The 26156-nt window shown below is 59.0% G+C and carries 23 protein-coding genes and 1 riboswitch; of the genes, 18 read left to right on the forward strand and 5 right to left on the reverse strand.

The genetic code is table 11. The features are described 5' to 3' along the window. The first annotated feature begins 31 nt into the window (after window positions 1–31). The 4 genes from KB449_RS06690 to KB449_RS06705 all read left to right on the forward strand — a co-directional run bounded on the left by KB449_RS06690 (window position 32) and on the right by KB449_RS06705 (window position 3999). Window positions 32–397: a Spx/MgsR family RNA polymerase-binding regulatory protein gene (locus tag KB449_RS06690; protein ID WP_282907633.1), complete on the forward strand. Its 366-nt coding sequence runs from the start codon at window positions 32–34 to the stop codon at window positions 395–397. Then, complete coding sequence (locus tag KB449_RS06695) at window positions 387–1667, forward strand: site-2 protease family protein (RefSeq protein ID WP_282912751.1); 1281 nt, start codon at window positions 387–389, stop codon at window positions 1665–1667. Before KB449_RS06690 ends, KB449_RS06695 begins: the two co-directional genes overlap by 11 nt. 44 nt (window positions 1668–1711) lie before the next feature. Continuing rightward, window positions 1712–2902, forward strand: coding sequence for an aminotransferase class I/II-fold pyridoxal phosphate-dependent enzyme (locus tag KB449_RS06700; RefSeq protein ID WP_282907634.1), 1191 nt, complete (start codon window positions 1712–1714; stop codon window positions 2900–2902). 98 nt (window positions 2903–3000) lie between these two features. Next, the gene (locus KB449_RS06705; RefSeq protein WP_282907635.1) at window positions 3001–3999 is read left to right on the forward strand and encodes a 5'-3' exonuclease; all 999 of its coding nucleotides are present in this window, start codon (window positions 3001–3003) and stop codon (window positions 3997–3999) included. A gap of 77 nt (window positions 4000–4076) precedes the next feature. On the opposite strand, the gene KB449_RS06710 is transcribed toward KB449_RS06705, so the two are convergent. From KB449_RS06710 to KB449_RS06720, 3 genes are all read right to left on the reverse strand, one after another. Continuing rightward, on the reverse strand, window positions 4077–4340 hold the full coding sequence (locus tag KB449_RS06710; RefSeq protein ID WP_282907636.1) for a hypothetical protein: 264 nt from the start codon (window positions 4338–4340) through the stop codon (window positions 4077–4079). Between the two features lie 81 nt (window positions 4341–4421). Beyond that, a complete protein-coding gene (locus KB449_RS06715) occupies window positions 4422–4718 on the reverse strand; it encodes a DUF3055 domain-containing protein (protein WP_282907637.1) in 297 nt (98 codons plus the stop codon). A 24-nt stretch (window positions 4719–4742) separates the two neighbouring features. Continuing rightward, window positions 4743–5855 carry a nitric oxide synthase oxygenase gene (locus tag KB449_RS06720; protein ID WP_282907638.1) on the reverse strand — a complete coding sequence of 371 codons (1113 nt, stop codon included), beginning with the start codon at window positions 5853–5855 and terminating at the stop codon, window positions 4743–4745. Between the two features lie 286 nt (window positions 5856–6141). Here KB449_RS06720 and KB449_RS06725 point away from each other — a divergent pair, with 286 nt between their 5' ends. Next, complete coding sequence (locus KB449_RS06725; RefSeq protein ID WP_282907639.1) at window positions 6142–7146, forward strand: HRDC domain-containing protein; 1005 nt, start codon at window positions 6142–6144, stop codon at window positions 7144–7146. 128 nt (window positions 7147–7274) lie between these two features. Then, complete coding sequence (locus KB449_RS06730) at window positions 7275–8660, forward strand: MATE family efflux transporter (RefSeq protein WP_282907640.1); 1386 nt, start codon at window positions 7275–7277, stop codon at window positions 8658–8660. A gap of 86 nt (window positions 8661–8746) precedes the next feature. Here KB449_RS06730 and corA read toward each other — a convergent pair whose 3' ends face one another. Next, complete coding sequence (gene corA, locus KB449_RS06735) at window positions 8747–9682, reverse strand: magnesium/cobalt transporter CorA (RefSeq protein WP_282907641.1); 936 nt, start codon at window positions 9680–9682, stop codon at window positions 8747–8749. Between the two features lie 414 nt (window positions 9683–10096). Further along, window positions 10097–10213, forward strand: a riboswitch (SAM riboswitch). Window positions 10214–10304: 91 nt separating this feature from the next. On the opposite strand from corA, the gene metA reads away from it, so the two are divergent. From metA to KB449_RS06790, 11 genes are all read left to right on the forward strand, one after another. Then, complete coding sequence (metA, locus tag KB449_RS06740; protein ID WP_282907642.1) at window positions 10305–11222, forward strand: homoserine O-acetyltransferase MetA; 918 nt, start codon at window positions 10305–10307, stop codon at window positions 11220–11222. 110 nt (window positions 11223–11332) lie between these two features. Then, complete coding sequence (locus KB449_RS06745) at window positions 11333–12499, forward strand: PLP-dependent transferase (RefSeq protein WP_282907643.1); 1167 nt, start codon at window positions 11333–11335, stop codon at window positions 12497–12499. Continuing rightward, window positions 12496–13665: an aminotransferase class I/II-fold pyridoxal phosphate-dependent enzyme gene (locus KB449_RS06750; RefSeq protein ID WP_282907644.1), complete on the forward strand. Its 1170-nt coding sequence runs from the start codon at window positions 12496–12498 to the stop codon at window positions 13663–13665. The genes KB449_RS06745 and KB449_RS06750 overlap by 4 nt, the downstream gene beginning before the upstream one ends. 268 nt (window positions 13666–13933) lie before the next feature. After that, window positions 13934–15316 (forward strand): EAL domain-containing protein, encoded by a 1383-nt coding sequence (locus KB449_RS06755; protein WP_282907645.1) that lies wholly within the window; start codon window positions 13934–13936, stop codon window positions 15314–15316. Window positions 15317–15428: 112 nt separating this feature from the next. Further along, window positions 15429–16565, forward strand: a complete 1137-nt coding sequence (gene mqnC, locus KB449_RS06760) for a cyclic dehypoxanthinyl futalosine synthase (RefSeq protein ID WP_282907646.1) — start codon at window positions 15429–15431, stop codon at window positions 16563–16565. A gap of 449 nt (window positions 16566–17014) precedes the next feature. Beyond that, window positions 17015–17851: a putative sporulation protein YtxC gene (locus tag KB449_RS06765; protein ID WP_282907647.1), complete on the forward strand. Its 837-nt coding sequence runs from the start codon at window positions 17015–17017 to the stop codon at window positions 17849–17851. Window positions 17852–18327: 476 nt separating this feature from the next. Next, complete coding sequence (thrS, locus tag KB449_RS06770) at window positions 18328–20268, forward strand: threonine--tRNA ligase (RefSeq protein WP_282907648.1); 1941 nt, start codon at window positions 18328–18330, stop codon at window positions 20266–20268. Between the two features lie 69 nt (window positions 20269–20337). Further along, the gene (locus KB449_RS06775; RefSeq protein ID WP_282907649.1) at window positions 20338–20871 is read left to right on the forward strand and encodes a 3D domain-containing protein; all 534 of its coding nucleotides are present in this window, start codon (window positions 20338–20340) and stop codon (window positions 20869–20871) included. A gap of 83 nt (window positions 20872–20954) precedes the next feature. Continuing rightward, a complete protein-coding gene (locus tag KB449_RS06780) occupies window positions 20955–21491 on the forward strand; it encodes an RNA polymerase sigma factor (RefSeq protein ID WP_282907650.1) in 537 nt (178 codons plus the stop codon). 134 nt (window positions 21492–21625) lie between these two features. Continuing rightward, window positions 21626–23071, forward strand: a complete 1446-nt coding sequence (locus KB449_RS06785) for a methyl-accepting chemotaxis protein (RefSeq protein ID WP_282907651.1) — start codon at window positions 21626–21628, stop codon at window positions 23069–23071. A 95-nt stretch (window positions 23072–23166) separates the two neighbouring features. Further along, the gene (locus KB449_RS06790; protein ID WP_282907652.1) at window positions 23167–23508 is read left to right on the forward strand and encodes a hypothetical protein; all 342 of its coding nucleotides are present in this window, start codon (window positions 23167–23169) and stop codon (window positions 23506–23508) included. An 84-nt stretch (window positions 23509–23592) separates the two neighbouring features. Here the strand turns inward: KB449_RS06790 and KB449_RS06795 are convergent, their stop codons facing one another. Next, a complete protein-coding gene (locus KB449_RS06795; protein WP_282907653.1) occupies window positions 23593–25131 on the reverse strand; it encodes a sulfatase family protein in 1539 nt (512 codons plus the stop codon). A gap of 128 nt (window positions 25132–25259) precedes the next feature. Between KB449_RS06795 and KB449_RS06800 the strand changes: the two genes are divergently transcribed. Next, on the forward strand, window positions 25260–26135 hold the full coding sequence (locus KB449_RS06800) for a helix-turn-helix domain-containing protein (protein WP_350356214.1): 876 nt from the start codon (window positions 25260–25262) through the stop codon (window positions 26133–26135). Window positions 26136–26156: the final 21 nt, after the last annotated feature.

Below are 26156 nucleotides of genomic sequence, written 5' to 3' on the forward strand. Positions count from 1 at the left end.
ATGCATTTATCGAACCTGGAGGAACGCAGCGATGTCTAAAAAGTTGACCGTTTACCAATACCCGTCTTGCGATACCTGCCGCAAAGCGATCAAAACGCTGCAGGGCGAGGGACATGAACTGGATTTGATTCATATCAAGGAGTCTCCGCCGTCCGTCGAGGAGCTGCGCAAGCTGGTCGCGGACAGCGGACTTGCGATAGGCAAATGGTTCAATACGGCGGGCGACGTCTACCGGTCGCTGGGCCTGAAGGATCGCATGGCGAAGCTGTCCGACGACGAGAAGCTCGAGCTGCTCGCGGGCAACGGCATGCTGATCAAGCGGCCGGTCGTCTCCGACGGACGCAAGGCGACCGTAGGCTACCGCGAGGAGGAGCTGAAGCGTGCCTATGCCGAATGACGGCCGGGAGCACGAAGAGAAGCTGGACGATCGGAAGCTTGCGGACGGCGGACAGGAAAGGCTGACGGATGCGGGCGACGGGATGGGCACTGACCAGCCTCAAGCCAATCCGCCCGGCCCCGACCTGCCGACCCCGAAGCCGATCGACCCGAACGCGCCGCCCGTTCCGCCGACGCATGGCGATGAGGAGCGGGTCGACACCCCGGAAGAGGGCGGCCGGCGCAAAGGGGGCGGCGGATCGTGGGCGGCGATCGGCGCCGTGCTCGCTTTTTTGCTGGGCAAGGGCAAGGCCGCGCTGCTGCTGTTCCTGAAGTTCGGCAAGCCGCTGATCTCGATGGCGATCACGGTCGGTGCCTACGCCATTATTTATCCATGGTCGTTCGCCGTCGGATTCGTAGCACTCATCTTCGTTCACGAGATGGGTCATGTATGGGTCGCGAAGCGAAAAGGCTTGCCGGTGACGGCGCCGGTGTTCATTCCTTTTCTCGGTGCGGCCATCATGATGAAGCGCAATCCGAAGGACGCGGCGACCGAGGCCGATATTGCGCTCGGAGGTCCGTATTTGGGCACGGCCGCAGCCTTCGTCTGTTACGGAATCGGCGTCTATACGGACAGCCCCGTTTGGCATATGCTGGCGTACGTCGGTTTTTTCCTCAACCTGTTTAACCTCGTTCCGGTCCGTCCGCTTGACGGCGGCAGAATCGCTTCGGCCGTGAACCGCTGGATCTGGCTCGCGGGCGTCGTTATCGGTCCGTTCATCATCTGGTACACGCATAGCGTTATTTTTATCCTGATCTGGGTGTGGTTCCTGTTCACAACCTACCGGAAGTTCAAGGCGAAGAAAGGCGAAGGCCCGGTTCACGTCGCCGAAGGCGTCTATCAGGCTAAGGCGGATCCCGCGCTGCCGGACTGGTTTTACCGCGGTTCCAGCCATTTGCGCGAGCTGCCGTATACAGCCTATTGCAAGCTGGACGGCCAGCATATGGTCGAGTTCGAATGGGAGGCGCTGTCCTTCAAGGGTGAGCTGCCGATCGACCAGGCGATTCTTATCCGGCGCGTCTACGCCCATCAACTCGAAGGCCCGGACGCCGAGCAGAACTTGACGCTGAAAGTGCGGGTCGAAGGCAATGTCTATGAGCCGGACAACTATTACGAAGTAAAAAGCCGCGACAGATGGCGGATCGGAAGCTTGTACATCGGTCTGATTGTCGTACTGGTCTATATGATGTGGGTCATTCAAGAAGCAGGCTGGACGAACCCGGCGCAATAACGCGGCCGGGTCGCTGCGCGCATACAGGAAGGATGCTGTAAACGATGAATCGGCAAGCTTGGAGATCGGATCGGCTGGACCGTCTGGGTTCGGCTATTTTTTCGGAGGTGGCCGGATGGAAGGCCGCAGCCCGCTCCGCGGGGCTCGACGTCATTCAGCTTGATATCGGCAGTCCGGACAGGCCGCCCGCAATGGGGATTCGCGAGCGGCTGGCCGCGGCGAGCCTGCGGCCCGAGCTTTACCGCTATCCGGGCACGGAGGGCAGTTCCGCGTTTCGCCAGAAGGCCGCGGAATGGTTCAAGCACCGTTTCGGCGTCGCCCTCGAACCAGAAAGGGAGATACTCTCGCTTATGGGAACGCAGGACGGGCTGGCCCATCTGGCGCTAGCCGTGACGAATCCGGGAGATGCGGCGCTGCTGCCCGACCCGGGCTATCCCGTCTATCAGGCCGGCCTGGCCGTAGCCGGCGTGGAGACCGTGCCGCTGCCGCTGACGGCGGAGCGCGGCTACCTGCCTGACTTCGAGGCGATCCCGGACGACGTCTGGGCCAAAGTCAAGTTCATGCTCCTCAGCTATCCGAGCAATCCGACCGCAGCAGTCGCCGACCTGTCCTTCTTCAAGGAAGCGGTAGCCTTCGCGAAGCGGCGCGGCGTTCTGCTCGTGCACGACAACGCCTACAGCGAGATGGCGTTCGACGGCTTCAAGCCGCCGAGCGTGCTGGAGGTGCCCGGAGCCAAGGAGATCGCGATCGAGTTCCATTCGCTGTCCAAGTCGTTCCATCTGGCCGGCGCGCGCATCGGCTTTGCGGTGGGCAATCCCGAAGTGCTGGACAGTCTTCGCGCTCTGAAGAACAATATCGACTTCGGCGTATTTCTCGCCGTGCAGGAAGCGGCCGTCGAAGCGCTGGAGCTGGACTTAAACGCGCCCGACCCCGTCGCGCCCGAGTACGAGTGTCGCCGGGACGCCTTCATCTCGGCGATGGCCGAGGCAGGCTGGACGATTCCGGCGCCGCGAGGCTCGATGTTCGCCTGGGCGCCGGTGCCGGCAGGCTGGAGCTCGCGCGAGCTCGCAAGATCCATGCTCGAGCATGTCGGCGTGGCGGTCATTCCCGGCAACGCGTTCGGCGCGCTCGGCGAAGGCTATGTGCGTTTCGCGCTTGTCGAGCCCGAGGAGCGGCTGCGCGAAGCGGCAGCCCGCATCGGGCGATTTTTGCGGGAGCGCGTTCCATCCGAATGACAGAGATACGACGATGCCTGGATAAACAAGGGGCCGAGTCCAATCCGTGCGTTATGCTATAATAGGGTGATAGTTTAACGCGCGAGGGTGAGAGATAAATGAATGGCAACGATCAAAGAGTGCTGCTGGTCGACGGCATGGCGATCTTATTCAGGGCCTACTTTGCGACCTCCTATACCGGATACATCCGCAAGACGAAGGCCGGACTGCCGACCAACGCGGTCCACGGCTTCGTACAATACTTTTTCGATGCGATCAAGACGTTTCGTCCTACGCACGTCGTCTGCTGCTGGGACATGGGGAGCTCGACCTTCAGGACGGAGCAGTTCGGCGCTTACAAGGGCAACCGCCCGGAGCCTCCGCTGGAGCTGATTCCGCAGTTCGACCTGGTCAAGGAAGTCGTCGCGGAGATGGGCGTCCTTAACGTTGGCATGCGCGGCTTCGAGGCGGACGATTGCATCGGCACGCTCGCTGCGGCGCTCTGCGCGGACGCCGAGGTGTATGTGCTTACCGGCGACCATGACCTGCTGCAGCTCGTATCGGAACGTGTGAAGGTCGTTATCATGAAAAAAGGCAAGCTCAATTATGCGGTATACGATCTGGACACGCTGATGAGCGAGAGGCAGTTGACGCCTGAGCAGATCGTCGATCTGAAAGCGTTCATGGGAGATACGAGCGACAATTACCCGGGCGTGCCCGGCATCGGCGAGAAGACGGCGCACAAGCTGCTGCTCGAGTATCGGTCCGTCGAGGGTGTGCTGGACAATCTCGACAAGCTGGCCAAAGGCGTTCGCGCCAAGATCGAGGCGAACCTGGAGCTGCTGCATCTTTCGCGCGAGCTGGCCAAGATTCGCCTGGACGCGCCGATCGCTTGCACGCTGGATGAATGCGTGCTGGAGATCAGGCGCGAAGCGGCGACGCGCAAGTTCGAGGAGCTGGAGTTCGGCGGCTTGTACAAGCTGCTGGGCGCGGCGGAATTGCTCGGCCGAGCCGAGGCTGCGGCGGCCATGGAGGATCCGTTTGCGGAGCCCGATGTTTTGCAGGCTGAGCTCACGTTTGCCGAAGCCGATGCCAAGCTCCGATCGTTCGGTTCATAGAGAGTAACAAAGAAGCGGTTAAAAGGGAGTACTCTCCTTTTAACCGTTTTTTGTTACTAACGATCTATCGCGTTTCTTTAACGGTCGTCATCCGTATCTCCGAGCGGATCTTCGCCCGGGTAAATGCGGGGCAGGTCCTCGTGAAGCTCGATATTTTCGTATCCGGAATGCGTATCCTGGTCGATGCGCCAAGGTTTTGACCGGCCCAGCTTCAGATTCGTGACGAGACTTGCGCCGTAAGGCCCTTCCGGGAACTCTTCAAGAAATAAGTCGTTGCGGGCAGACTCCACGGTGCTCAGATCTGTAGTGGTCCGGCGGTCTTCGGAGAGGAATCGGGACATGGAAAAAGCCCTCCTTTTATAAGGATGGGCTTATTGTGCGTTCCGGGTGGGCGGTTCATGCATAAGGATTGTTCAGGACCGTCAGTCCGTAAAATGAACCTCGCCGAGAACAAGCGCCAAAAACTGGGACAGCTCGGCTGCCGCTTCTTCCTCCAAACGGAAGACGGACGCGATGACGCCTTCTTCCTCCAGATCGTCGTAAGCGAGCACGCCGCTGCGGCCGGACTGCATGTCGACGACAAGCTTTTTGCCATAAAATCGGTTTGTCGTCACAATCGCCAAGTCGAAGCGGTTCAATCCCGGAGACACGAAGGTCACGAAGCGCGTGGACGTCTGCTCGGTACTGTCCGAAAGAAAATCGAAGTCTGCCATTTCCATGCGGGGAACTCCCTTCAGCTAAGTTTATTCGTACGGCGGTTTTTGATGAATGAATTGCGGGCTTACGATGCGATCCTCATAGCTCTTGTGGAACACGGAGGTTGCGGAAGGGGACATTGGAGGAATCAGCCAAGACCAGCGTCCGGTTACGTCTCTGCCGGCTTTTTCTTCATTGCGCTCGAAAACGCTGAACTGCTGCGCGGCCGTATGGTGATCGACGATCGTCACGCCGGCAAGCCGGTAGGAGTGAAGCACCGCGGCGTTAAGCTCGACCAGCGCCCGATCCTTCCAGAGCGACGCATTCGAAGACGTGTCCAGACCAAGATTGGCCGCAATCCGGGGCAGCAAATTGTACCTGGCCTCGTCGCCAAGATTGCGCGAGCCGATCTCCGTTCCCATGTACCAGCCGTTAAAAGGTGCCGCAGGGTACCGGATGCCTCCGATCTCAAGCAGCATGTCGGAGATGACGGGGACGGCGTACCATTTGGCAGGAAAGCCGGCGAACACATCCCGGTCCGGGTGGCTGAGAGGAACCTCCAGCGCGTGCGTTCGCGGAATTTCGAACAAACGCGGCGGCTTGCTGCCATGCTGGACGACGAGTGGCAGCAGATCGAACGGCGTTCCTTCGCCGCGCCAGCCAAGCCGCTCGCAGACCCGTGTAAACCCGACCGAAGCGGGGTCGCCCATTACGCCTGTCGTACTCTCGTAGCCTGCGTACCGCAGCAGCTGGTGATTCCAAATCCGAAACGTATCGCAGCCCTCTCCGGCCTGCGGCAGAATCGTGATCGCCGGTCGAATCTCCCCGCCGTTGACGGCGAACGCGAGATGCCGCAGCAGAGCGTCGAACACCTCTTGCTCGCTGGTTGCATCGCGCTCGTCGAACACATGCATCCTGTTCCAGAACAATCGGCCTATGCAGCGGTTGGCATTGCGCCACGCCATCTTTGCGCCGTGCGTCAGCTCTTCGGGGGTATGGCTGTAAGTGCCCGTCGCCGCAATCTCGGCAAGTACTTCACGACGTCTGGCGGCGGCAGCGGTTTCCTCCATTCCGGTTTCCTCGGCGACGCGCGTCAGAAAAAGCTCCGCCTCGGATCGCAGCGACCGTACGCCAATATCGGATGAAGTCGTCGTGTGCATAGTTACCCGCACTCCTTCGCGGTCAAGTTGGCAAGATGTTGAGTTTACCTTACCATAACGGTTCTGACCCGGCAAAAGTCGATCCTGTGAATATCGTCCCTTGAGGCTCTTGTCAAAATCGTCTAATTTTGGTACGCTGGAGCAGAACAGGTCGAACGGATGAGGAAGCACCTCTATCGCCAAGCGCGGGACGAGGTGCTTCTTTTTTGTCGCCTTTTTTCTCCCTTGGACGACTTGGTATCCCAGCGCCGGCGCATGCCGGACCCATACAAGGAGGACGAAGGCTATGAAGATCGTGTTTTTGAATCGGCTTGAGCAAGGCAGCGGTTACCCGGCGGGACGCGAAGGACAGGTATTCATCGGGGAGGAACAGGGCAATTGGACCGCAGGCTGGCAAGAGACGGCCGAAAACGGAGATGCCGAGCGGACGATCTGGTACGAGGGCACGAGCTGGGAGGAGCTGTTGTCGTCGTTCCGTCATGGCGTTGCGGGCAGGATGAAGGAAGGGTACCGTCCGATGCTGGACGGCATGCTCGAGGATACGCCGTTCTGGGAGCGCAAGCCGCAGCTGCAGACGCTGCTTCAATGCTATGCGGACGGACAACCGGCTTCGGACGAAGTGATCGAATCGCTTCGCGTATGGCGAAGAACGAAGGCGGCCGAGGAGAAGAGGCCGGCTTATATGATCGCGACCAACCGCGAGCTCCACGGGTTGGCGGTATTTTTGCCGCATAACCAGGCGGAGATGCAGCAGGTGCCGGGTTTCGGCAAGCTGAAGGCGGAGCGGTACGGCGTGGAGCTTGTCGCGATGCTGGCCAAGACGGAGCGCAGCCATTCATTCCCGCTGGACTGGGTATCCGGTGCGGTATCCGCCGATCAATACGCCGCTTGGATGTTCTCCCAGCGGGAGGATCGCTACGGCAAAAGCTTGTCGCTTATTCAGGAGAAGCGCAAGCTGCTGGCAGGCATTCGCGAGGGCAGCTCGCTGACGGAGCTCGCGCAGCAGATGCAGTGCGCGCGCAGAGAGCTGATCGCGCGGATCGAGCAGCTTGACGAAGAAGGCTACGACGTACTGCCGCTGATCGATCAGGAGCTGGCCGCCGTGCCCGAGCAGGAGAAGGAGGTCGCCTTGGGGGCGATGGACGAGCTGGGAGACCGCTTTCTCAAGCCGCTGCAGCAACGGGTGTACGGAGGCCAGACGGGCACCGAATATGCCGAGACCGAGCGACAGTACGAGAAGCTGCGCATGCTCCGCATAACGTTCCGTAGGAGCAGGAAGATCGCGATTTAAGGTCGAATTCGGCTATAAACCCGCGTTCATGGCAATAAAGCGCCCTTTTGCAGCCGAACCGGACGTGATATGATGCCAAGGATATTGAATCGGCACGCATGCGGGTTCGGCGAGGGGCGCTTACTTACATGGAATTGGACAAAAAAATGAAGCTCGGCCGTCTCACCTGGCCTATTATGATCGAGATGTTCCTCGCGTTTGCCATCGGCACGTCGGACACGCTGATGGTGAGCCGCATCTCGGACGATGCGGTAGCTGTCGTAGGCTTTTCCAATCAGTTTTTTAATGCCGTAATCGTCGTTTTTATGCTGGTCGCAAGCGGCGCGGGCATCTTGATCGCCAATCGTCTCGGCGCCGGTGAAGCTTACGAGGCGCGCAAGCTTGCGATCGTCTCGGTCGTCCTGACCGGCGCGATCGGGCTCGTCGTCAGCCTGCTCATGATATTCGGGGCAAGCCAATTCGCCGGATGGCTTGGCATGCCGCACGATATAAGGCCGCTCGCGAAGGATTACTTGGCGATCGTGGGCGGCGGTATGGTCTTCACCGCGATCGGCAATGCGTTGTCTACGGCCATCCGCAACACGGGCAATACACGCTCTCCGATGTACATCGCGATTATGATGAACGTCGTTCACATTTTTCTGAACGCGCTGTTTATTTTCGGCCTGCTCGGCTTTCCGAAGTGGGGGCTGTTCGGCGTAGCGTTGTCCACGCTGTTCGTGCGGGCGGCGTCGGTCGTGCTGCTGCTCTACGTGTTCCGCTCGTCCTTCGGCGGCCGGATCGGCCTCCGCGAATTTCTGCGTCCGGACTGGAGCAAGTCGCGGGAGATCTTGCGGATCGGCTGGCCGCTCAGCATCAACGGCGGCTCATGGCAGATCTCCCAGCTCGCGATCACGGGGCTCATCGGCGTGATGGGCGCGCAGGAGCTGGCGGCGCGAACCTATATGAACACGATGGAATCGTTCGCTTTCACGATCGGGTGGTCGTACGCGATGGCGGTGCAGATCCTGATCGCCTACCTGTTCGGGCAGGGAAGGCTGACCGAGGCGTATCGAAGCGCTTATCGCGCGATGGGGTACGGCATGGCGTTCGTCATGTTCAACACGGCGCTTATGCTCTTGTTCCGCAAGCAGATCATCACCTTTTTCACGGACGATCCGTGGATCGTGGATATGGCGATCGTGCTGCTGTGGCTCAATCTGATTCTCCAGCCGGGCAAGATGCTCAATATGGCACTCGGCCAATCGATCGTGGCGGTCGGCGACAGCCGTTATATGATGAAGATATCGATACCCAGCCAGTGGCTGGTGTCCGTCGGCCTTACTTATTTGCTGGGCATCCAGCTGGAATGGGGGCTTTACGGCGTCTATGCCGGCATGATCCTCGACGAGTATATCCGGGGCGTCGTGCTGTACCTTCGCTGGCGGCATCACCACAAGCGCGGTCTGTTCGCCGATAGCGGCGACCGCGGCGCGGGGGCGTTGGCCGCGACAGCGGGCGGCGTACAGGTCTAATCTTCGTTCAACGACAAAGGCGCTCCCGTTCGCTGCCGCTGCAGCGTATCAGGAGCGCCTTGTCTGAGGTAGCGGACCGGCGTCGTTCATAGCCAATCCTTCTTGCGGAATATATAGAACATTCCGAAGCCGAGACCGATCATGATGCACAGCAGTACGACGGAACCATACTGGTCGTGCATCCCGGGAATGTAATCGAAGTTCATCCCGTACACCCCGGTGAGGAAGGTGAGCGGCATGAAGATGGTCGTCAGCGCCGTGAATACGCGCATGATCTCGTTGGCGCGGTTGGCGACGCTGGACTGGTAGGCTTCGCGCAAGTTGCCCATCAGGTCCCGGTACGTCTCGAACGTTTCGTAAATTTTGACGGCATTTTCGTGAATGTCAATGAAGTATTTTTGCAGCTGGTGATCGATGAGCCTGAGATCCCGCTTGTTGAGCGTGGCGATGACGTCGCGCTGCGGGCCCAGCACCTTCTTGAGCCACAGAATCTCGCTTCGCAGCCCGATGATCTCGGTGAGATGCGACTTTTTGGTGTGCATCAGAATATCTTCCTCGAGCTGCTCGATGCGGGCCTCGATCCGGTCGCCGACGGAGAAATAGTTGTCGACCACGATATCGACGAGGTGGTACATCAAGCGGTCGGCCGAGTTGACTTCCTGCTCCCAGAGAATCGGCTTGATGCTGCGCAGCTCGTTGATCTTCTGACGCGTGACGGTGATCAGATAGTGACGTCCCAGGAAGACGTTAAGGGAGCGGAGGAAAATCTCCTCGTCGTCGAACCGGATGCTGTTGATGACCAGGAAATAATGGCTCTCGTAAACCTCGAGCTTGGGTCGCTGCTCTTCCTCCGTCAGACAGTCTTCGACGGCCAGATCATGGATGCCGAACAGCGGCTGCAGGACGACCAGGTCGTCGACGTCCGCGTCGATCCAGTAGAAGCCTTCATCCGGCGGAATAAGCGTTTGGGTAATATCTTCAACAGGCGTGAATACGCCTTGACGGACCAGGCGGATTTTCATGAATATCGCTCCTTGTCATAATCGGCTTAAGCGCCGCCCGGCGCGCCTGTCTAAGGTCGCATGGGTACGGCGCTGTCGTATTATGCAGGGCGAACATCCGCGCGCGAAGGGGTTTACTCGGCGGAGCCGGGCAAGCGCGGGGCTTCGGCGGCGGACTCTCGTCCTGCGGCAATGCGTCTTGAAGTGCGACTTGGCCCAGGATGATCTCCTTCCATGACCGGCTCCCCCCTTCCGTTTTTCGGATCGCTGCTTAGCTCCGAATCCGCCCTGTCCGGGCGCAATCCGTGTTAAGTATAATCCTCCGCTTGATCCCTTTCAAGGACAATTTCTCGCGGCTGTCTAGGCGCTTGACGGAAGCGGGACGATCGGTTACATTAATTGTAGTTTAACCCTTACAACCGAATAGTTTTGCCCATCTTATCAAGAGCAGGCGGAGGGACTAGCCCGATGAAGCCCGGCAACCGGCGTAGCGTACGCACGGTGCTAATTCTTGCGAAGACGTCCGTTTCGGACGTTTCTGGGAGATGAGAGAGGCGATCGCGCGACCGTTTGTTCACGACGACCCCTTTCCGACGAAAGCGGGTCTTTTGTTTTGCCAACACACCTGATTAGGAGTGATATTATGCCCATCAAGGTACCCGACAATTTGCCCGCCAAGGAGATACTGGCCGGAGAAAACATATTCGTCATGGACGAAAGCGTCGCCTACCACCAGGATATTCGGCCGCTTCGGATTGCGATACTGAATTTGATGCCGACGAAGGAAACGACCGAGACGCAATTGCTCAGGCTGATCGGGAATACGCCGCTGCAGGTAGAGGTCGTGCTTCTCCATCCGAAGACGCACACGTCCAAGAATACGTCTTCCGAGCATCTGGAGAGCTTCTACAAGACGTTTGACGAGATCTCCCACCAGCGCTACGACGGTCTGATCATCACAGGCGCGCCTGTCGAGACTTTACCCTTCGAAGAGGTCAACTATTGGGAAGAACTGAAGGACATTATGGATTGGAGCGCCAAGTACGTTACTTCGACCTTCCATATATGTTGGGCGGCCCAGGCGGGCCTTTATCACCACTTCGGCGTGCCCAAGCTGCCGCTTGAAGAAAAGCTGTTCGGCGTGTTCCCGCATACGATCGCGAAGCGCAACGTGCCGCTGCTGCGGGGATTCGACGAAATGTTCTACGTGCCTCAGTCCCGGCACACCGAGGTGAGACGCGAGGATATCGATAAGGTGCAGCAGCTCGAGGTGTGGGCCGAGTCCGAGGAAGCGGGCGTGTATATCGTGGCGTCGCGCGGGGGCAAGCAGATTTTCGTTACCGGACATTCCGAATACGACCCGAACACGCTGAAGTGGGAGTACGATCGCGACAAGGCCAAGGGGCTGCGGATCGACGTGCCGAAAAATTATTATCCGAAGGACGATCCGTCGAAAATGCCGCTGTCCACCTGGCGGGCGCACGCAAACCTGCTGTATTCCAACTGGCTGAACTATTACGTCTACCAGGAGACGCCGTACGACCTGGGCGCGGGCATCTGAGCGGAGGAGCCGCAGGAGAAGCGCTTGTACGCATGCATGCGTAGAGACGGCAGGATCGATCGAGTTAGCGGGCGCAAGCCCAACCTAATGAAGATGGAGGAATTCTATTTATGAAAATCGAAAGCCGTCTTGCCCAAATCGGTTCGCAGGAGGATCCGGCTACCGGCGCCGTGAGCTTCCCGGTTTACCAAGCGACCGCATTCCGCCATCCCAAGCTCGGTCAGAGCACGGGCTTCGACTACGCCCGCACGAAGAGTCCGACGAGAGCCGTGCTCGAAGAAGCGGCCGCGCAGCTCGAGAGCGGAGACCGAGGCTTCGCCTGCAGCTCGGGCATGGCCGCGCTCCAGACGATCTTCGCCCTCTTTAAGCAAGGCGATCACTTGATCGTCTCGCTCGACTTATACGGCGGCACCTACCGGCTGCTGGAAAAAATCATGTCCCGCTTCGGCGTGACGGCATCGTATGTGGACACGAACGATCTGGACGCGCTCGAATCGCTGCGTACGCCGGCTACCCGCGCTGTCCTGATCGAGACGCCGACCAACCCGCTTATGATGATTACGGACATCGCCGCGGTCGCTTCCTGGGCCAAGGTGCATGGGCTGCTGACGATCGTCGACAACACACTGCTCACGCCGTACCTCCAGCGGCCGATCGAGCTCGGCGCCGATATCGTCATCCATAGCGCTACCAAGTACTTGGGCGGTCACAACGACGTGCTGGCTGGACTGATCGTGACGAAGGGGCAAGCCTTGTCCGACGAAATGGCGTTTCTGCACAACTCGATCGGCGCGGTGCTCGGGCCGCAGGATTCGTGGCTGCTGATGCGGGGCATGAAGACGCTGGCGCTGCGGATGGAGAGGCACGAGTTCAATTCCGTCAAGCTGGCGGAGTGGCTGGACGAGCACCCGGCCGTGGCGTCGGTATACCACCCCGCGCTGCCGGCGCATCCGGGTCACGAGATTCAAAAACGACAGGCATCGGGCAGCACGGGCATCTTCTCCTTCCGCATGAAGGACGCCCGCACGATCGAGCCCATTTTACGCCATTTGCGCCTGATCGCGTTCGCGGAGAGCCTTGGCGGCGTCGAGTCGCTGCTGACCTATCCGGCAGTGCAGACGCACGCGGACATTCCCGAGGAGATCCGCCGTAAGGTTGGCGTGGACGACCGCCTGCTGCGCTTTTCCGTCGGCATCGAGCATATCGACGATCTGATCGGCGATTTGGGGCAGGCCATCGAGGCCGCCACGGCCGAGATCGGAGGGGAACGCGCGTGACGCATCCAAGCGACCGGCACGCGGGAGACCGCGAGTTCGCCACCAAGCTGATCCACTTCGGCGCGGAGATCGACGAGGCGACCGGCGCCTCCAGCGTACCGATCTATCAGGCGTCGACGTTTCACCACTTCGACCTGGAGCAGCCGCCCAAGCACGATTACAGCCGCTCGGGCAATCCGACGCGGGAAGCGCTGGAATCTTATATCGCGCTGCTCGAAGGCGGTACGCGCGGGTTCGCGTTTTCCTCCGGGATGTCGGCGATCTCGACGGCGTTCCTGCTGCTCTCGGCAGGCGACCACGTCATCGTCACGGAGGATGTTTACGGCGGCACCTACCGCCTGTTGACGACCGTGCTGAACCGACTGGCGATCGAATCCACCTTCGTGGACATGACCGACTTCGAGCAAGTCATCGCGGCGCGCAGGCCGAATACGAAGGCGCTGTTTATGGAGACGCCGTCCAATCCGACGCTCAAGATCACCGATATCAAGCGGATTGCTGGCTGGGCCAAGGAACAAGGGCTGCTCACGATGCTGGACAATACGTTCATGACGCCGTACCACCAACGTCCGATCGAGCTTGGCGTCGACCTGGTGCTGCACAGCGCGACCAAGTTTCTGGGCGGCCACAGCGACGTGCTGGCGGGCTTGATCGTTACGGCGGACGCGGAGCTCGGCAAACGGGTCAAGGCGCTGCAGAACGGCCTGGGGACGGTGCTCGGCACACAGGAGAGCTGGCTCCTCATGCGCGGCATGAAGACGCTGCAGGTACGCATGGAAGCGAGCGAACGCGGCGCGCGCAAGCTCGCGCAATGGTTGAGCGAGCATCCGGGCGTGGCGCGCGTTTATTATCCTGGACTGGAAGGTCATCCGGGTAAGGAAATTCACGAGCGGCAATCGCAAGGCTACGGCGCCGTCGTCTCGTTCGATGCGGGGAGCGGGGAAAAGGCGAGGCGCCTGCTCGGCAAGGTTCGCATACCGATCGTGGCGGTCAGCCTTGGCGCAGTCGAGAGCATTCTGTCCTATCCGGCGATGATGTCCCACGCCGCGATGCCTGCTGAAGTAAGGGCGGCGAGGGGCATTACCGACGGACTCGTGCGCTATTCGATCGGGCTCGAGGATATCGACGATCTCATTCGCGACCTCGCGCAGGCGTTGGAAGACTAAGAAGATCAAGGTCTAGCCGTGGTTTTGGACGGATAGAAGCGGCTGGAGGATCTGCTGGACGACGGCTAGAGGACGGCTAGAGGACGGCTAGAGGACGGCTAGAGGACGGCTAGAGGACGGCTAGAGGACGGCTAGAGGACGGCTAGAAACCAGCTAGAAACCAGCTTCCATAATTCGCCTTTCCGAGCATTCCGATTCGTGATAAAATAACAATATTCGACAAGAACGATTCGACAAAAAGATTCGACAAGACAAGGCAGGCGATGACGTGACCGCGACGATGCTGCTTGAGAGATTAAAGACGATGGCCAAGGCATTTCTGCCGGATCGCCGGTTGAATGCCTTCCCGCCGGATTTTACGATCCGGCGGCCGATCCTGTCTCTTCTACGGCAGTGTCTCGGTCGCGGAGAAGCCTGCTTTTTAGCGTTGTACCGCTGGGAGAGCAAGTTCGATCCCGAGCATCGGAAGCATGGCCGCGAGGACGAAAAGCGGCTGTCCGCCGCCAGCCGAAGGCAGCTCGCGCTGCTGGCGCGCGAGCAGTTCGGCAAGCGGGAGCTGATCGGCATGGATCAGTACGGCCCGCAAGATTATGTCGTGCTCGTCAGCGCGACGCAGGATCCTGACGAATCGTTCGTGCCCGTCTCGCTGTTTCGCAGGCTGGAGCTGCTGCGGCACGCCTTCGAAGGCGGCACAGCAGCCGTCTTGTCCGAAGCCGCGGAGCAATGGCAGCTGACCGGCACTTACGTGCCGGTATCGAGCGCTTCTTGGGCGGCAGATCGGGATGCGGCGACGTTGTTCAAGGAGACTTTCGATTTTGCGTTGGCGCTCGCCACGGGTGCGGTTACGCCGCAAGTAATCGAGGCCCGCAGGCAGCTCGACGAGATCTTGGCGGAAGGCCGGATCTCGGTGCTGGCGCAGCCGATCATGGACCTTAGAAGCGGCGATGTGTACGGCTGGGAAATTTTGACGCGTGGTCCGGCCGCTAGCGTGTTCCATATGCCGGACGAGCTGTTCCGCTTCGCTGGACAGAGCAAGCTGCTGAGCAAGCTTGAGTTTATCGTCGTACGGCATGCGCTGGACGAGATCGCGAGCCGGCGCATCTGCGAGCCCGTCTTTCTGAACGTCACGCCGGTGACATTGGCGCATCCCTTGTTCATGGCACATCTGGAGCAGTGCCTTGAACGGCATCCGTCGCTGTCCGCCGGGCAGATCGTGCTCGAGATTACCGAGCGCCACGAGATTCACGATCTGTCGGAGATGTCCCGGATATTGGACCGCTTCCGCGAGAAGGGTTATCGCTTTGCGATCGACGATGCAGGTTCGGGATACTCGAGCCTGCAATGGATCGGCGAGCTGATGCCGGAGCTGATCAAGATCGATCGCTCGGTTATCCAGTTCGTGGATCGGTACAAGGTCAAGGAAAGCCTGCTGCGCGCGATCGTGACCGCGGCCGGCGAGATGAGCTGCGATGTCGTGGCGGAAGGCGTCGAGCGCGAGGAAGAGGCGGACGTGCTGTTCCGGCTCAACGTCAGCATGGGACAAGGTTATTATTTCGCACGTCCGAATCCGCTGCTGCACGAGCATGAGCGTGGTATTTTCCAAGAGATGAAGGAACGGATACAAAGTCGGCGCGGATTGGTTGCTTCCTGATAATGGAAGCGCCTTTTCATTCGGAAGTAATCGTGATTTATTTCACAAAGAAATGCATGACAAGGACGGCGAACAGCGTTAAAATAAGTGCATAGTGAAGGAGGCTTGAACGATGAGTGCGGTGGATGGAATACTATCACGCGCGCTGCAGGGCCAGCGCTTGGAATTGGAAGATGTCGTCAAGCTGTTCGAGTCGGAAGAGATCGAGAAAATGGGTGCGGCAGCGAACGAGCTGATGCTGCGCCGCCACCCGGATCCGATTACGACATTCGTAGTCGGCCGGAATGTGAATTATACGAATATTTGCGACGTATATTGCCGTTTTTGTGCCTTTTACCGCGCGCCGGGCTCCAACGAAGGCTACGTGCTGCCGGACGAACTGATTTTGCAAAAGATTCAGGAGACGGTCGACGTCGGCGGTACCGAGATCCTGATGCAAGGCGGTACGAATCCGAACCTGAAGTTCGGCTATTATCTCGATCTGCTGCGCAAGATCAAGGCGCGTTTCCCCGATATTACGATGCACTCCTTCTCCCCTGCCGAGATTCACAAGATGAAGGATGTTTCGGATGGACTGTCGCTCGAGGAGGTCATTCGTCAGATACACGAGGCGGGCCTGGACTCTTTGCCGGGCGGCGGCGCCGAGATTCTCGACGATCGTACGCGCAAGAAGATCAGCCGGCTCAAAGGCTCTTGGCGCGATTGGATGGACGTCATGACGACCGCGCACAAGATCGGCATGAACACGACCGCGACGATGGTCATCGGCTTCGGCGAGACGATGGAAGAGCGCGCGCTGCATCTGTTGCGCGTGCGCGAAGCGCAGGATGAGTGCCTGAACAATGGCTACCCGTCCAAGGGCTTCCTGGCGTTCATCCCGTGGACCTTCCAGCCGGACAATACGAACATGAAGCGCGAGAAGGCGACGCCGGAAGAATATCTGAAGACGCTGGCGATCAGCCGCATCGCGCTCGACAATATCGACAACTTCCAGTCCTCCTGGGTTACGATGGGACCGGAGATCGGCAAGCTGTCGCTTACCTATGGCTGCAACGACTTCGGCAGCACGATGATGGAGGAAAACGTCGTCTCGGCGGCGGGCACCACGCATAAGGTCAACATCGAGCTCATCCTGAAGCTGATCCGCGAGGCAGGCAAGATTCCTGCGCAGCGGAATACGCGGTACGAGATTTTGAAGGTGTACAACGAGGACGAGAGCGTGACGCGGGACTTTATTATGCAGAACTGATTCCACTTCTTTTTTTGAACGCTTATCCAGCTTCTATCCCTTTGGGAAAAAGCGCGGATAAGCGTTTTTTTCGGCTGCCTGGAGGTTAGTGAAAACGAGGGCGGCGCTGCTCGGGCGTCTTAGCGGCAACGGGTGCCAGGTGTGCTCGTTAATACCGCCGGCAGGCCCACTACATCGCCCGTGACAGCCTCTGATATCGTCCCTGATCGCGGAGGATGCCCCACTTTTCCCATGTCGCCTTGCTCGTTACTCTATGTTGCCTGTTTGCCTGCTCCAAAAACATCTCTTCGGATTCCGCATTTTACCAACCCGAAATTAATAAAATATACCACATGCGGCGAGCGATCGTATATGGCGATTCCGGTCACCATATAGCTTAAGAACAGGAAGCCGGGGGTGAGCGGATGAACAGGGAGCGGTGGGCAGTTAGTTTGTACGGGGGGCTGGAGATGAGAAGCAGGCTTCAGCGCATGATGAACGATGCCTTTGAGGGGCTGGCCGACAGTGCGGGACAAGGCCCGTGGCGCCTTGCCGAACGCGGCGACGCCATCGTGTGCGGGCTGGATATTTCCGCTGGACAAAGGGAGTTTTGCGACAAGATCGGCATGGTGCTGGCGGAATTCGTGCTGGCGGTCAAGGAGCCTCAGGCGCTCGAACGATTTATGCAGCGGAGATTAGGAACGCGCGACCAGAAGGAAATCAAGACGGGGATCCGGGAAGCGATCGTCTTGCTGAACGGGGAGCTGCCGGACGGCGAAGCGGGCGGCCCGGACGCCGTCGCCGGCGAAGGCAGGAAACGAAGGCTGGTCAAGATAGCGGTGAAGCTTGGCGATTATTTATGGCGAAACGGCTCGCTTCATCTGGATGGCTTCATGCGGTTCCGTATGCGCGAGCATGCCGAAGAACTGAAGGAAGCGGCCGAAACTGCGGTGGAAGAAATGCTGATGGACCGGCAGTACCAGGAGTTCATGCGCCTGCTTCAATCGATGGTGAAGGGGCAGGAGACGGGACTGCCGGCAATCCACGTATTGCACGGCGGAGGACAAGGACCGACGCTGCTCGACGAGAAAATGCGTCCTTTGCAGGACGAACCGGTTACCGAACCGATCCTGCAGGCGGCATCCGATCAGCAGGACCGCGAGAGCTTGCTGGTCACTCGGCTGCTCGCGGCGAGCCCGAGAAGACTTTATATCCATACGGACGAACCGGATGCGCAGGTCGTGCGGACGCTGATGGGCATTTTTGGCGAGAGAGCCGCCATTTGCGACCATCCTGTGCCGCGCTGAAGCGGGCGCATGAAAAACCCATGCACAGGAGGCCGGAAGCTCCGAATCGAGTCCTATGTCCGCTTGACGCATGCGGCCGGCAGCGGGTATAATTCATCGTATCGGCTGTGAGAAAGACAGCGGCGCTGCAACGGACGGCCCAGAGAGAGGAACCTTGGCTGCAAGTTCCTTCCGGCAACGGCAAGCGTCGACCCCTTTCGAGCTGCAGCTCCGAACGCAAGCGGCATTCTGCACGGTTCGCAAGCAAGCGAACGGGCAGCGAGGCGCGCATCGCCACTAAGGGCTGCCGGGTCATGACCGTTACTCATGCCTAGAGAATCGTCCGTACGCCGTCTTGAGCGGCAGGCGCGACGGTTGAACGAGGGTGGAACCACGGACGCCATTAGACAGGCGCTCGTCCCTTACCGGGGACGGGCGCTTTTTTGCGTTGATTTGTCCCCAATAATAAATTCAACGCTGCCAAGGAGGCCAACGCAATGACTGTACAGATCAAATTGCCGGACGGAGCGGTCCGCGAATACGAGGACGGCTCCAACATCGCCGACGTCGCCGGTTCGATCAGCCCGGGACTGAAGAAAAACGCCGTAGCCGGCAAGCTGGACGGCAAAGTCGTCGACCTGAACGCCGAGCTGACGCCGGACGCCAAGGTCGAAATCGTGACGCTCGATTCCGCCGACGGCGTCGAAGTGATGCGCCACAGTACCGCTCACCTTATGGCGCAGGCGATCAAGCGCATTTACGGCGATACGGCCGTGAAGCTGGGCATCGGCCCGGTAATCGAGGACGGCTTTTACTACGATATCGACATGGAGCAGTCGATCACCCCCGACGACCTGGCGAAGATCGAAGCCGAGATGGAGAAAATCGTCAAGGAGGACCTGCCAATCGTGCGGCGCGTCGTCAGCCGCGAAGAAGCGCTTCGGATCTATACCGAGCTCGGCGATCCGCTCAAGCTGGATCTGATCAACGGGCTTCCCGAAAGCGCTGAGATCACCATCTACGACCAAGGCGAATTTTTCGATCTGTGCCGCGGGCCTCACCTGCCGTCGACCGGCCGCATCAAGTCGTTTAAGCTGCTCAGCGTGGCCGGCGCTTACTGGCGCGGAGACAGCAAGAACAAGATGCTGCAGCGCATTTACGGCACCGCCTTCGCGAAGAAGGCGCAGCTCGACGAGCATCTCCATTTCCTTGAGGAGGCCAAGAAGCGCGATCACCGCAAACTCGGCAAGGAGCTCGGCATGTTCACCTTCTCCCGCGAGGTCGGCCAGGGTCTGCCACTGTGGCTGCCGAACGGCGCTAAGGTGCGCCAGATGCTCGAACGCTACATCGTCGATCTCGAGGAGAAGCTCGGCTATCAGCATGTTTATACGCCCGTTCTCGCCAACGTCGACTTGTACAAGATCTCGGGGCACTGGGAGCACTACCAGGAGGACATGTTCCCGCCGATGCAGCTGGACAATGAGGAGCTTGTCCTTCGTCCGATGAACTGCCCGCATCACATGATGGTGTACAAGAGCGAGATGCGCAGCTACCGCGATCTGCCGATCCGGATTGCCGAGCTCGGCACGATGCACCGCTACGAGATGTCGGGGGCGTTGACCGGCCTGCACCGCGTGCGTGCGATGACGCTCAACGACTCGCATATCTTCTGCCGTCTCGACCAGATCAAGGAAGAGTTCAAGCGCGTCGTACAGCTGATCCAGCGCGTGTACGAGGACTTCGGACTCAAGGAATACCGCTTCCGCCTGTCCTACCGCGATCCGGCGGACAAGGAGAAGTACTGGCCGGACGACAATATGTGGGAAACGACGCAGCGCATGCTGCGCGAGGTTGTGGACGAGCTCGGGCTCCCGTACTTCGAGGCGGAAGGCGAGGCGGCGTTCTACGGACCGAAGCTGGACGTACAGGTAAAAACGGCGCTCGGCAAGGAAGAGACGCTCTCGACCGCCCAGATCGACGTGCTCCTGCCCGAGCGCTTCGAGCTTGAGTATGTCGGCGACGACGGCAAAAAGCATCGTCCGGTCGTCATCCACCGCGGCATCATCAGCACGATGGAGCGTATGACTGCGTTCTTGCTGGAGAACTTTGCCGGCGCGCTGCCGGTATGGCTGTGCCCGGTGCAGGCCAAGATCCTGCCGGTCAGCCAGGCGTTCGAGGCCTATGCGCGCGAGCTCGAGGACAAGCTTCGCGAATCCGGCGTTCGCGTCGTGGCGGATCTTCGCAACGAGAAGCTGGGCTACAAAATTCGCGAGGCGCAGCTCGAGAAGGTTCCTTATATGCTCGTCGTAGGCGAGAACGAGTCCGCAGCCGGTACCGTATCCGTACGCCGCCGCGGCGAAGGCGATATCGGCGCCGAGCCGATCGACGCATTTATCGCGCGAATCAGGGGCGATATCGACAGCAAGCGCACCGACTGACAGGTTTCGAATCGCGACGAATAAAGCTTGCGGGCTTGGGGCATTCTCCCTCTAGGAGGAATGCTACCAATGCCCGCAAGCTTTTTTTTCAGATCGGCCATCGTACTTCTCGTCGTTTCCGCCGCATGGACATCGTCCGACGCTCCGCGCGCGGTCGCGGAAGCAAAAGCGGAAGAAGAACGGGAGGAATCGTATCCCGCCACAGTATCGGTACTGGCGACCGGCTACACGGCCGGCGTCGAGTCGACCGGCAAGCGCCCGGGGCACCCGCAATACGGCGTGACCTATTCCGGCGTCAAAGTGAGGCGCAGCAAAGTATCGACGATCGCGGCCGATACGCGCCTATTTCCATTGGGGACGCTTCTTTATATCCCGGGCTACGGCTATGGCTGCGTGGCGGATACCGGCTCGCGAATCAAAGGAAGACGGATCGACCTCTATTTCCCGTCGACTCGCCAGGTTTTCAAGGAATGGGGGAAAAAGCAAGTCAAGGTCAAGGTCATCCGCCGCGGTAACGGGAGAGTGACGGAGACGATGCTGGACGAGATGAACGAGGTCGCGGTGGCGGGCCAGGACTTGTCCGACAAAAAATTCGATTCTTAGTATATTTATGATATTACGATCGGAATCCATATGTTAAAATAAAGGAGATGAGGATCAAAAGGCCTAAGGAGTGACATTGAGGCATGACGAACTCCCGCGGAGAAATCGGAAGTCGCGAACAATCCGCTATCGAGGACGAACTTCTGAACGAGTTGTATCGGGAGATGCTGCGGGTGGCCCGTCACAGGCTTCATCACAAGAGCGACGCGATCGACGTGGTCCAGGAAGCATGGGTTAGAATCTTGGAAAAGCGGGACACGCTTCGGGAGAGCAACAAAATTATCCCGTGGGCGAAGACGATCGCCGCCAATCTGGCGTTGAACGCCAACCGCGCCAGGCGCGTCAAGCCCGTCAGCGAGCTGAGCGAAGCTTATGCGGCCGGCGAGTCGGGGGCAGGCAGATTAAGCGAGCCGGAGACGATGGCGGAGCTGACCGATATTCTCGGACGGCTTGAGCCGGCGACGCGCACGCTGCTGCTTTACAAGTTTTATTACGGGTTCAAGGACGATGAGATCGCGGCTGCCCTGCAGGTGCCGGTCGGTACCGTCAAAGCCCGCATCCACCGGGGGAAGGCCAGGCTGAAGGCCGAGGCCGGTGGCGCAGGAGCCATGGATTTATAGCGATTCGAATATAAGAGAGGGGAACCGCGAGGTTCCTCTTTTATTTTGCCCGGCAGACAGATATAATGTTAGCTATTATTACATTCTGTCGATCCGATGTAGAATGTGTCGACGGAAGTCGGGGGCGATTCGCAATGGCCGGATGGCGGAAGTGGTTCAACGGAACGGACGGGACCGAAGCGAAGCGGGCGGCGTCCGATACGGCAACCGCCGTGTCGGCGGGGAGCGCGGCAGCAGGGCATGACGCGGATCAGGACAAGCTGCGGACGATGGTCGGCGAAGCCGTCGTCATTTCCGACCGGCTGCAGGCTGCGGTCGGCGAGGTGGATTCGAGCGTCGGGCAGCTGGAAGCGATCGCGGACCGTTCTGCCGTGCAGGAGGACCGGCTGCGGCAGCAGAGCAGGCTGGCTTCAGGGCGGCTGGACGAAGCGTTTTCGGCATTGCAGGAGGTTGCGGCCGCTTCGGAGGAGATTCGCGCCACCTCGGAGGGAATGAGCCGGCAGAGCCGGGAAGCCAGGGACGTCGTAATCGACGTATGCAAGTCGATGCTGCAGACCGACGAGGTCATGAACGATCTCGCGGTCCATCACGGTACGATGGAGGAGCGGGTAAGCGTACTCATTGCCGAAGCCTCCAAAATTACGCAAATGAACGATTTGATCCAGGAGATCGTCTCGCAGACTTCCCTTTTGGCGCTGAATGCGGCTATCGAGGCTGCGCATGCGGGCGAATTCGGCAGCGGCTTCACCGTGGTTGCCCAGGAGATTCGCAAGCTTGCCGAGCAGAGCAGCATTGCGGTCAAACGCTCGTCGGGCATCGTCCGCGACATCGAGGCGGGCATCCGGCAGGTCGTCGCTTCTGTAGCCGAGGAGAAGCAGTCGGTCGCGAGAGGCTTGGCCGAAATGCAGGTCAATCGGGACCGGATGGACGCGATTTACAACCATATCGTCAAAGTGGACGGACAGGTCGGCAAGACGCTCACCGCGGCGGCGGAGCAGGCGAGCCGGACTTCGGCAGCCAATGCGATGCTCAAGGATGTGGTCGACTCCGTCAATCAAATGATGTCCAGCATTGACGATACGCTCGCGCAAAATCTCAAGCAGCGCGAAGAGACGGCCAAGCTCGGCAGAGTGTCTACGGAGCTTAAGGCGGCGGCGGACGAGCTGATCGGCGCCGTTCATCAGGCCGGCGGCAAGGTTTGGTCGGATACCGGGCTCGCGGAAAAAGAACGTTGGATGCAGTTCCTCACGACGATGGCGGCCGATCCTGCGCTCGCCGGACTGAATGAGGATATCCACCGCAAGGTGCTCTCCGGTTGGCTGGCGCAGACGGCCGGCGTCGAAGCGATCTGGTCCAACAGGGCGGACGGATCCTTCGTTTTTTCCGAACCGGTCGCGGGCCTGCTCAACGCACGGAGCAGGGAGTGGTGGAAAAAAGCGATGGATGGCGAGATTTTCGTATCGGAGGTATACTTGTCCGCCATCACGAAAAAGCCCTGCGTGACAGTGTCGACGCCGCTGCAGGGAGCGGATGGCCGTCCGATCGGCGTCGTCGGCATCGATATTGTCATCTCTTCCTAAAAAATAGCTGACATAAGGGTTCTCATGCTGGCTGTTTTCCGATACAATTGGCTTACGTGTGATGAATCTTCACAAGAATAGACAGGTGATATTTCATGACAAAGCTCATTGTGCAAGGAATCCCGTCATCGGCGGCGCCGTCCCGGCAAGCGGAGGTGCACTCGCTGGTCGACGCGCTCATCGAGAAGCGGCTTGAGGAAGTCGCGGAGATCGAGCAGATGGTCCAGCGCTATGAGCGCCGCGTGCAGAAGGAAGAGCAGGCCTACCGGACGATGTCCACCTTTCGCAAGTTCCTGAGCGGCAAGAAGCCGGATCACCATGCGGCGGTCGAATATATCCATTACGTTAAAAAGCCGCTTGAAAAGGCCAGGAAGCTGCGCGAGGAGATTGCGCGGTACGAGGCGATGAAGCTGAACGGCGAATATATAGAAGAATAAGCATTTGCGCGGTTTGCGCGACATCAAAGAAGCTTTTCCGAGGACCTGCGGGTCGCATTCGGAAGAGCTTCTTTTGTCTTGCTGTCAGGCGTGATGAATTCGGGGCATCGGCATCGGTTCCTTGCCGAGTTCGGCCCAAATGTACTTCAATAGAAGCTCCGTCTTCAACCGCTCGGCTGCCGGCTCGTCCCACAGATTGCGCAGCTCGCCCGGATCCTCTTGCAAGTCGAAAATCTCGCCGTAGGTTTGATTGTAGTAAACGGTAATTTTGTACCGCTCGTCCACGTACGTTTTTTGGTGGATCGTCGTCGGTTCGTGGCGGAACTCGCAGATCGCGTGATCCCGCGCGCTGGAGCGGTTGCCGAGCCATGTCTCTTTTTGATCGACGCCCGTCATGGCATGCGGGATCGGAATGCCGCAGAAAGACAAGAAGGTCGGCGCGAGATCGACCAAGGATTGAATGGCGTCTGACCTGCGCCCTGCGGGTACACGTCCTGGATAACGGACGACGAAGGGGAGCTTGATCAGGTCTTCGTAATGAAACCCGCCTTTCGCCTGAAGCCCGTGCTGACCGAAAAAATGGCCGTGATCCGTCGTAAAAACGACAAGGGTGTCCTCGGCCAACCCGAGCTCGTCCAGCCGGTCGAGAATTTTGCCGATATACTTGTCCATCATGCTGATCATGCCATAGTAAACGGCGACCAGCTTTTTTTTGTCGTACGCCGTCATTTTGAACTTCGAGCCGTACTCGTAATAAAGATGCGAACGATAGCCATGGATGCCGTATCCGGTCTCGACAAGGTGCGAAAAGTCGGGATCCGCCTCTTGGGTGAGTCCGAAGTGCGGCGGATTGCGGTCGTGCTCTCCCGGAACAAGTGCAGGTATCGTCAGCTTGTCCGGGTCGTACATCGTATCCCAGGGTTCCGGCGCCAAATATTCGGGATGCGGATCAAAGAAGCTGGCCCAGAGGAAGAAAGGTTCGTCGGAATTTTTAAATGTTTCCATCATCGCGTTGGTCCGCTCTGCGATCCATGTATTGTAATGATATTTTTCCGGAATCGGCCATTTGTACGTCGCCGCGGGGTCCATCGTGCCGGTCGGCGCCAGGAAGTAATCCCGCCAGTTCGCGCAGCCTTGCTCCTCCATCCACAGCGCATAATGCTGTCCGACATGGGCTTCGTTCGTATGGTTGCGAGCCAGCTCGACGTGGTCGAAGCCGTAGAACCGTTTGTCGAAATTATGCCAATAATCCAGGTCCTGGAGAAGCGGATAAGCTTCGAGCGATTCGTATTCGGGGGTCGACATCAGCGGTTGGAAATGCGCTTTGCCGATCAAAGCGGTTCGATATCCTGCTTCCGCGAAGTCCTCGCCTACGGTGTGCCTGTCCTCCATTAGCTTCGTGCCGAGCGTCCAGGCGCCGTGCTGGCTTGGATACATGCCGGTTAGAATCGATGCCCTGCTTGGGGTGCAGGTCGGATTCGGGCAATAGGCTCTGTCGAACGTCGTGCCCTCCCGAACGAGACGGTCCAGGTTGGGCGTCGATATTTCGGGATTGCGAGCGCCGATGGTATTCCAGTGCTGCTGATCGCTTGTAATTAGCAAAATGTTAGGTTTTCTCGACAAGGATAATCCCCTCCTAGTATGATATTAGTGAAATGATAGCGTTTGATAAATAGCTATTTGTTAGATTTCTATTGTCATTTTGTTGTCTTCTGGAGAGAAAAGGAAATGGGTGAAAGGAGCAGGCGGGGATGATGCAGGAGTACGAATACGAGTATGCCCAGTTCATTTACTATACGCCCGGCCGTCTGGACAAACAGAGTCAGCTCTGGCCGGTCCGGGCGGGACGCAGCATCGCCAAGCCTTCATACGAGGTCGGACCGAAGCGGATCGAGTGCCACAGCCTTCATTTTGTATACGAGGGCAAAGTGAGGATCGAGTGGGCGGGGAAATGGGCGGAGCTGCACAAAGGCGATCTGTTCTGCTTGTTCCCCGGACGAACGTACCATTACCGTCAGCTTCCGTCCGAAGCGCCGCTTCGAATGAACTGGCTGGCGCTCGACGGCGCGAGAGTAGGGTCGCTGCTCGAACTGGCTGGGGTGACGCCGGATCGTCCCTTTCGGAAAAAGGCGGTCACGTCAAGCGTTAAGGCATCGGCCGAGCGCGTCATCGATGCGCTCTCCGCAGCCGAACGCCGGAAGCCGGCCGCGGCGTTGGCGCTGCAAGGCATAGTCTGCGAGCTGTTCGCCGGTCTGATCTTGGATGCGGCGCCGATCGATGCCAAGGAGCATGTCGGATGGATTCGCGAATGCCTGGATTTTATCGAGCTTCACGCGACGGAAGGCATCTCCGTGCAGCAGGTGGCGTCATTCGCGGGCGTGCACCGCTCGTACTTTTCCGACGTGTTCGCCGAACAAGTCGGCATGCCGCCGATGAAGTACATTCAGAAGATTCGAATGGAAAAGGCCATAAGTCTGCTGACCGAAACGGACGCGACGATTACGGAAGTCGCACTGTCTCTGGGCTACCCAAATTTGTACACGTTTACAAGAGCGTTCAAAGTCTATTACAAAGTCCCTCCTTTATCCGTTCGATCGACGAGAAGCGCACCTTCCGTGCAAGGATGACTACAAAGGAGAACGCTAAAA

This window comes from Cohnella hashimotonis, from assembly GCF_030014955.1.
GTDB classification, from domain to species: Bacteria; Bacillota; Bacilli; order Paenibacillales; family Paenibacillaceae; genus Cohnella; species Cohnella hashimotonis.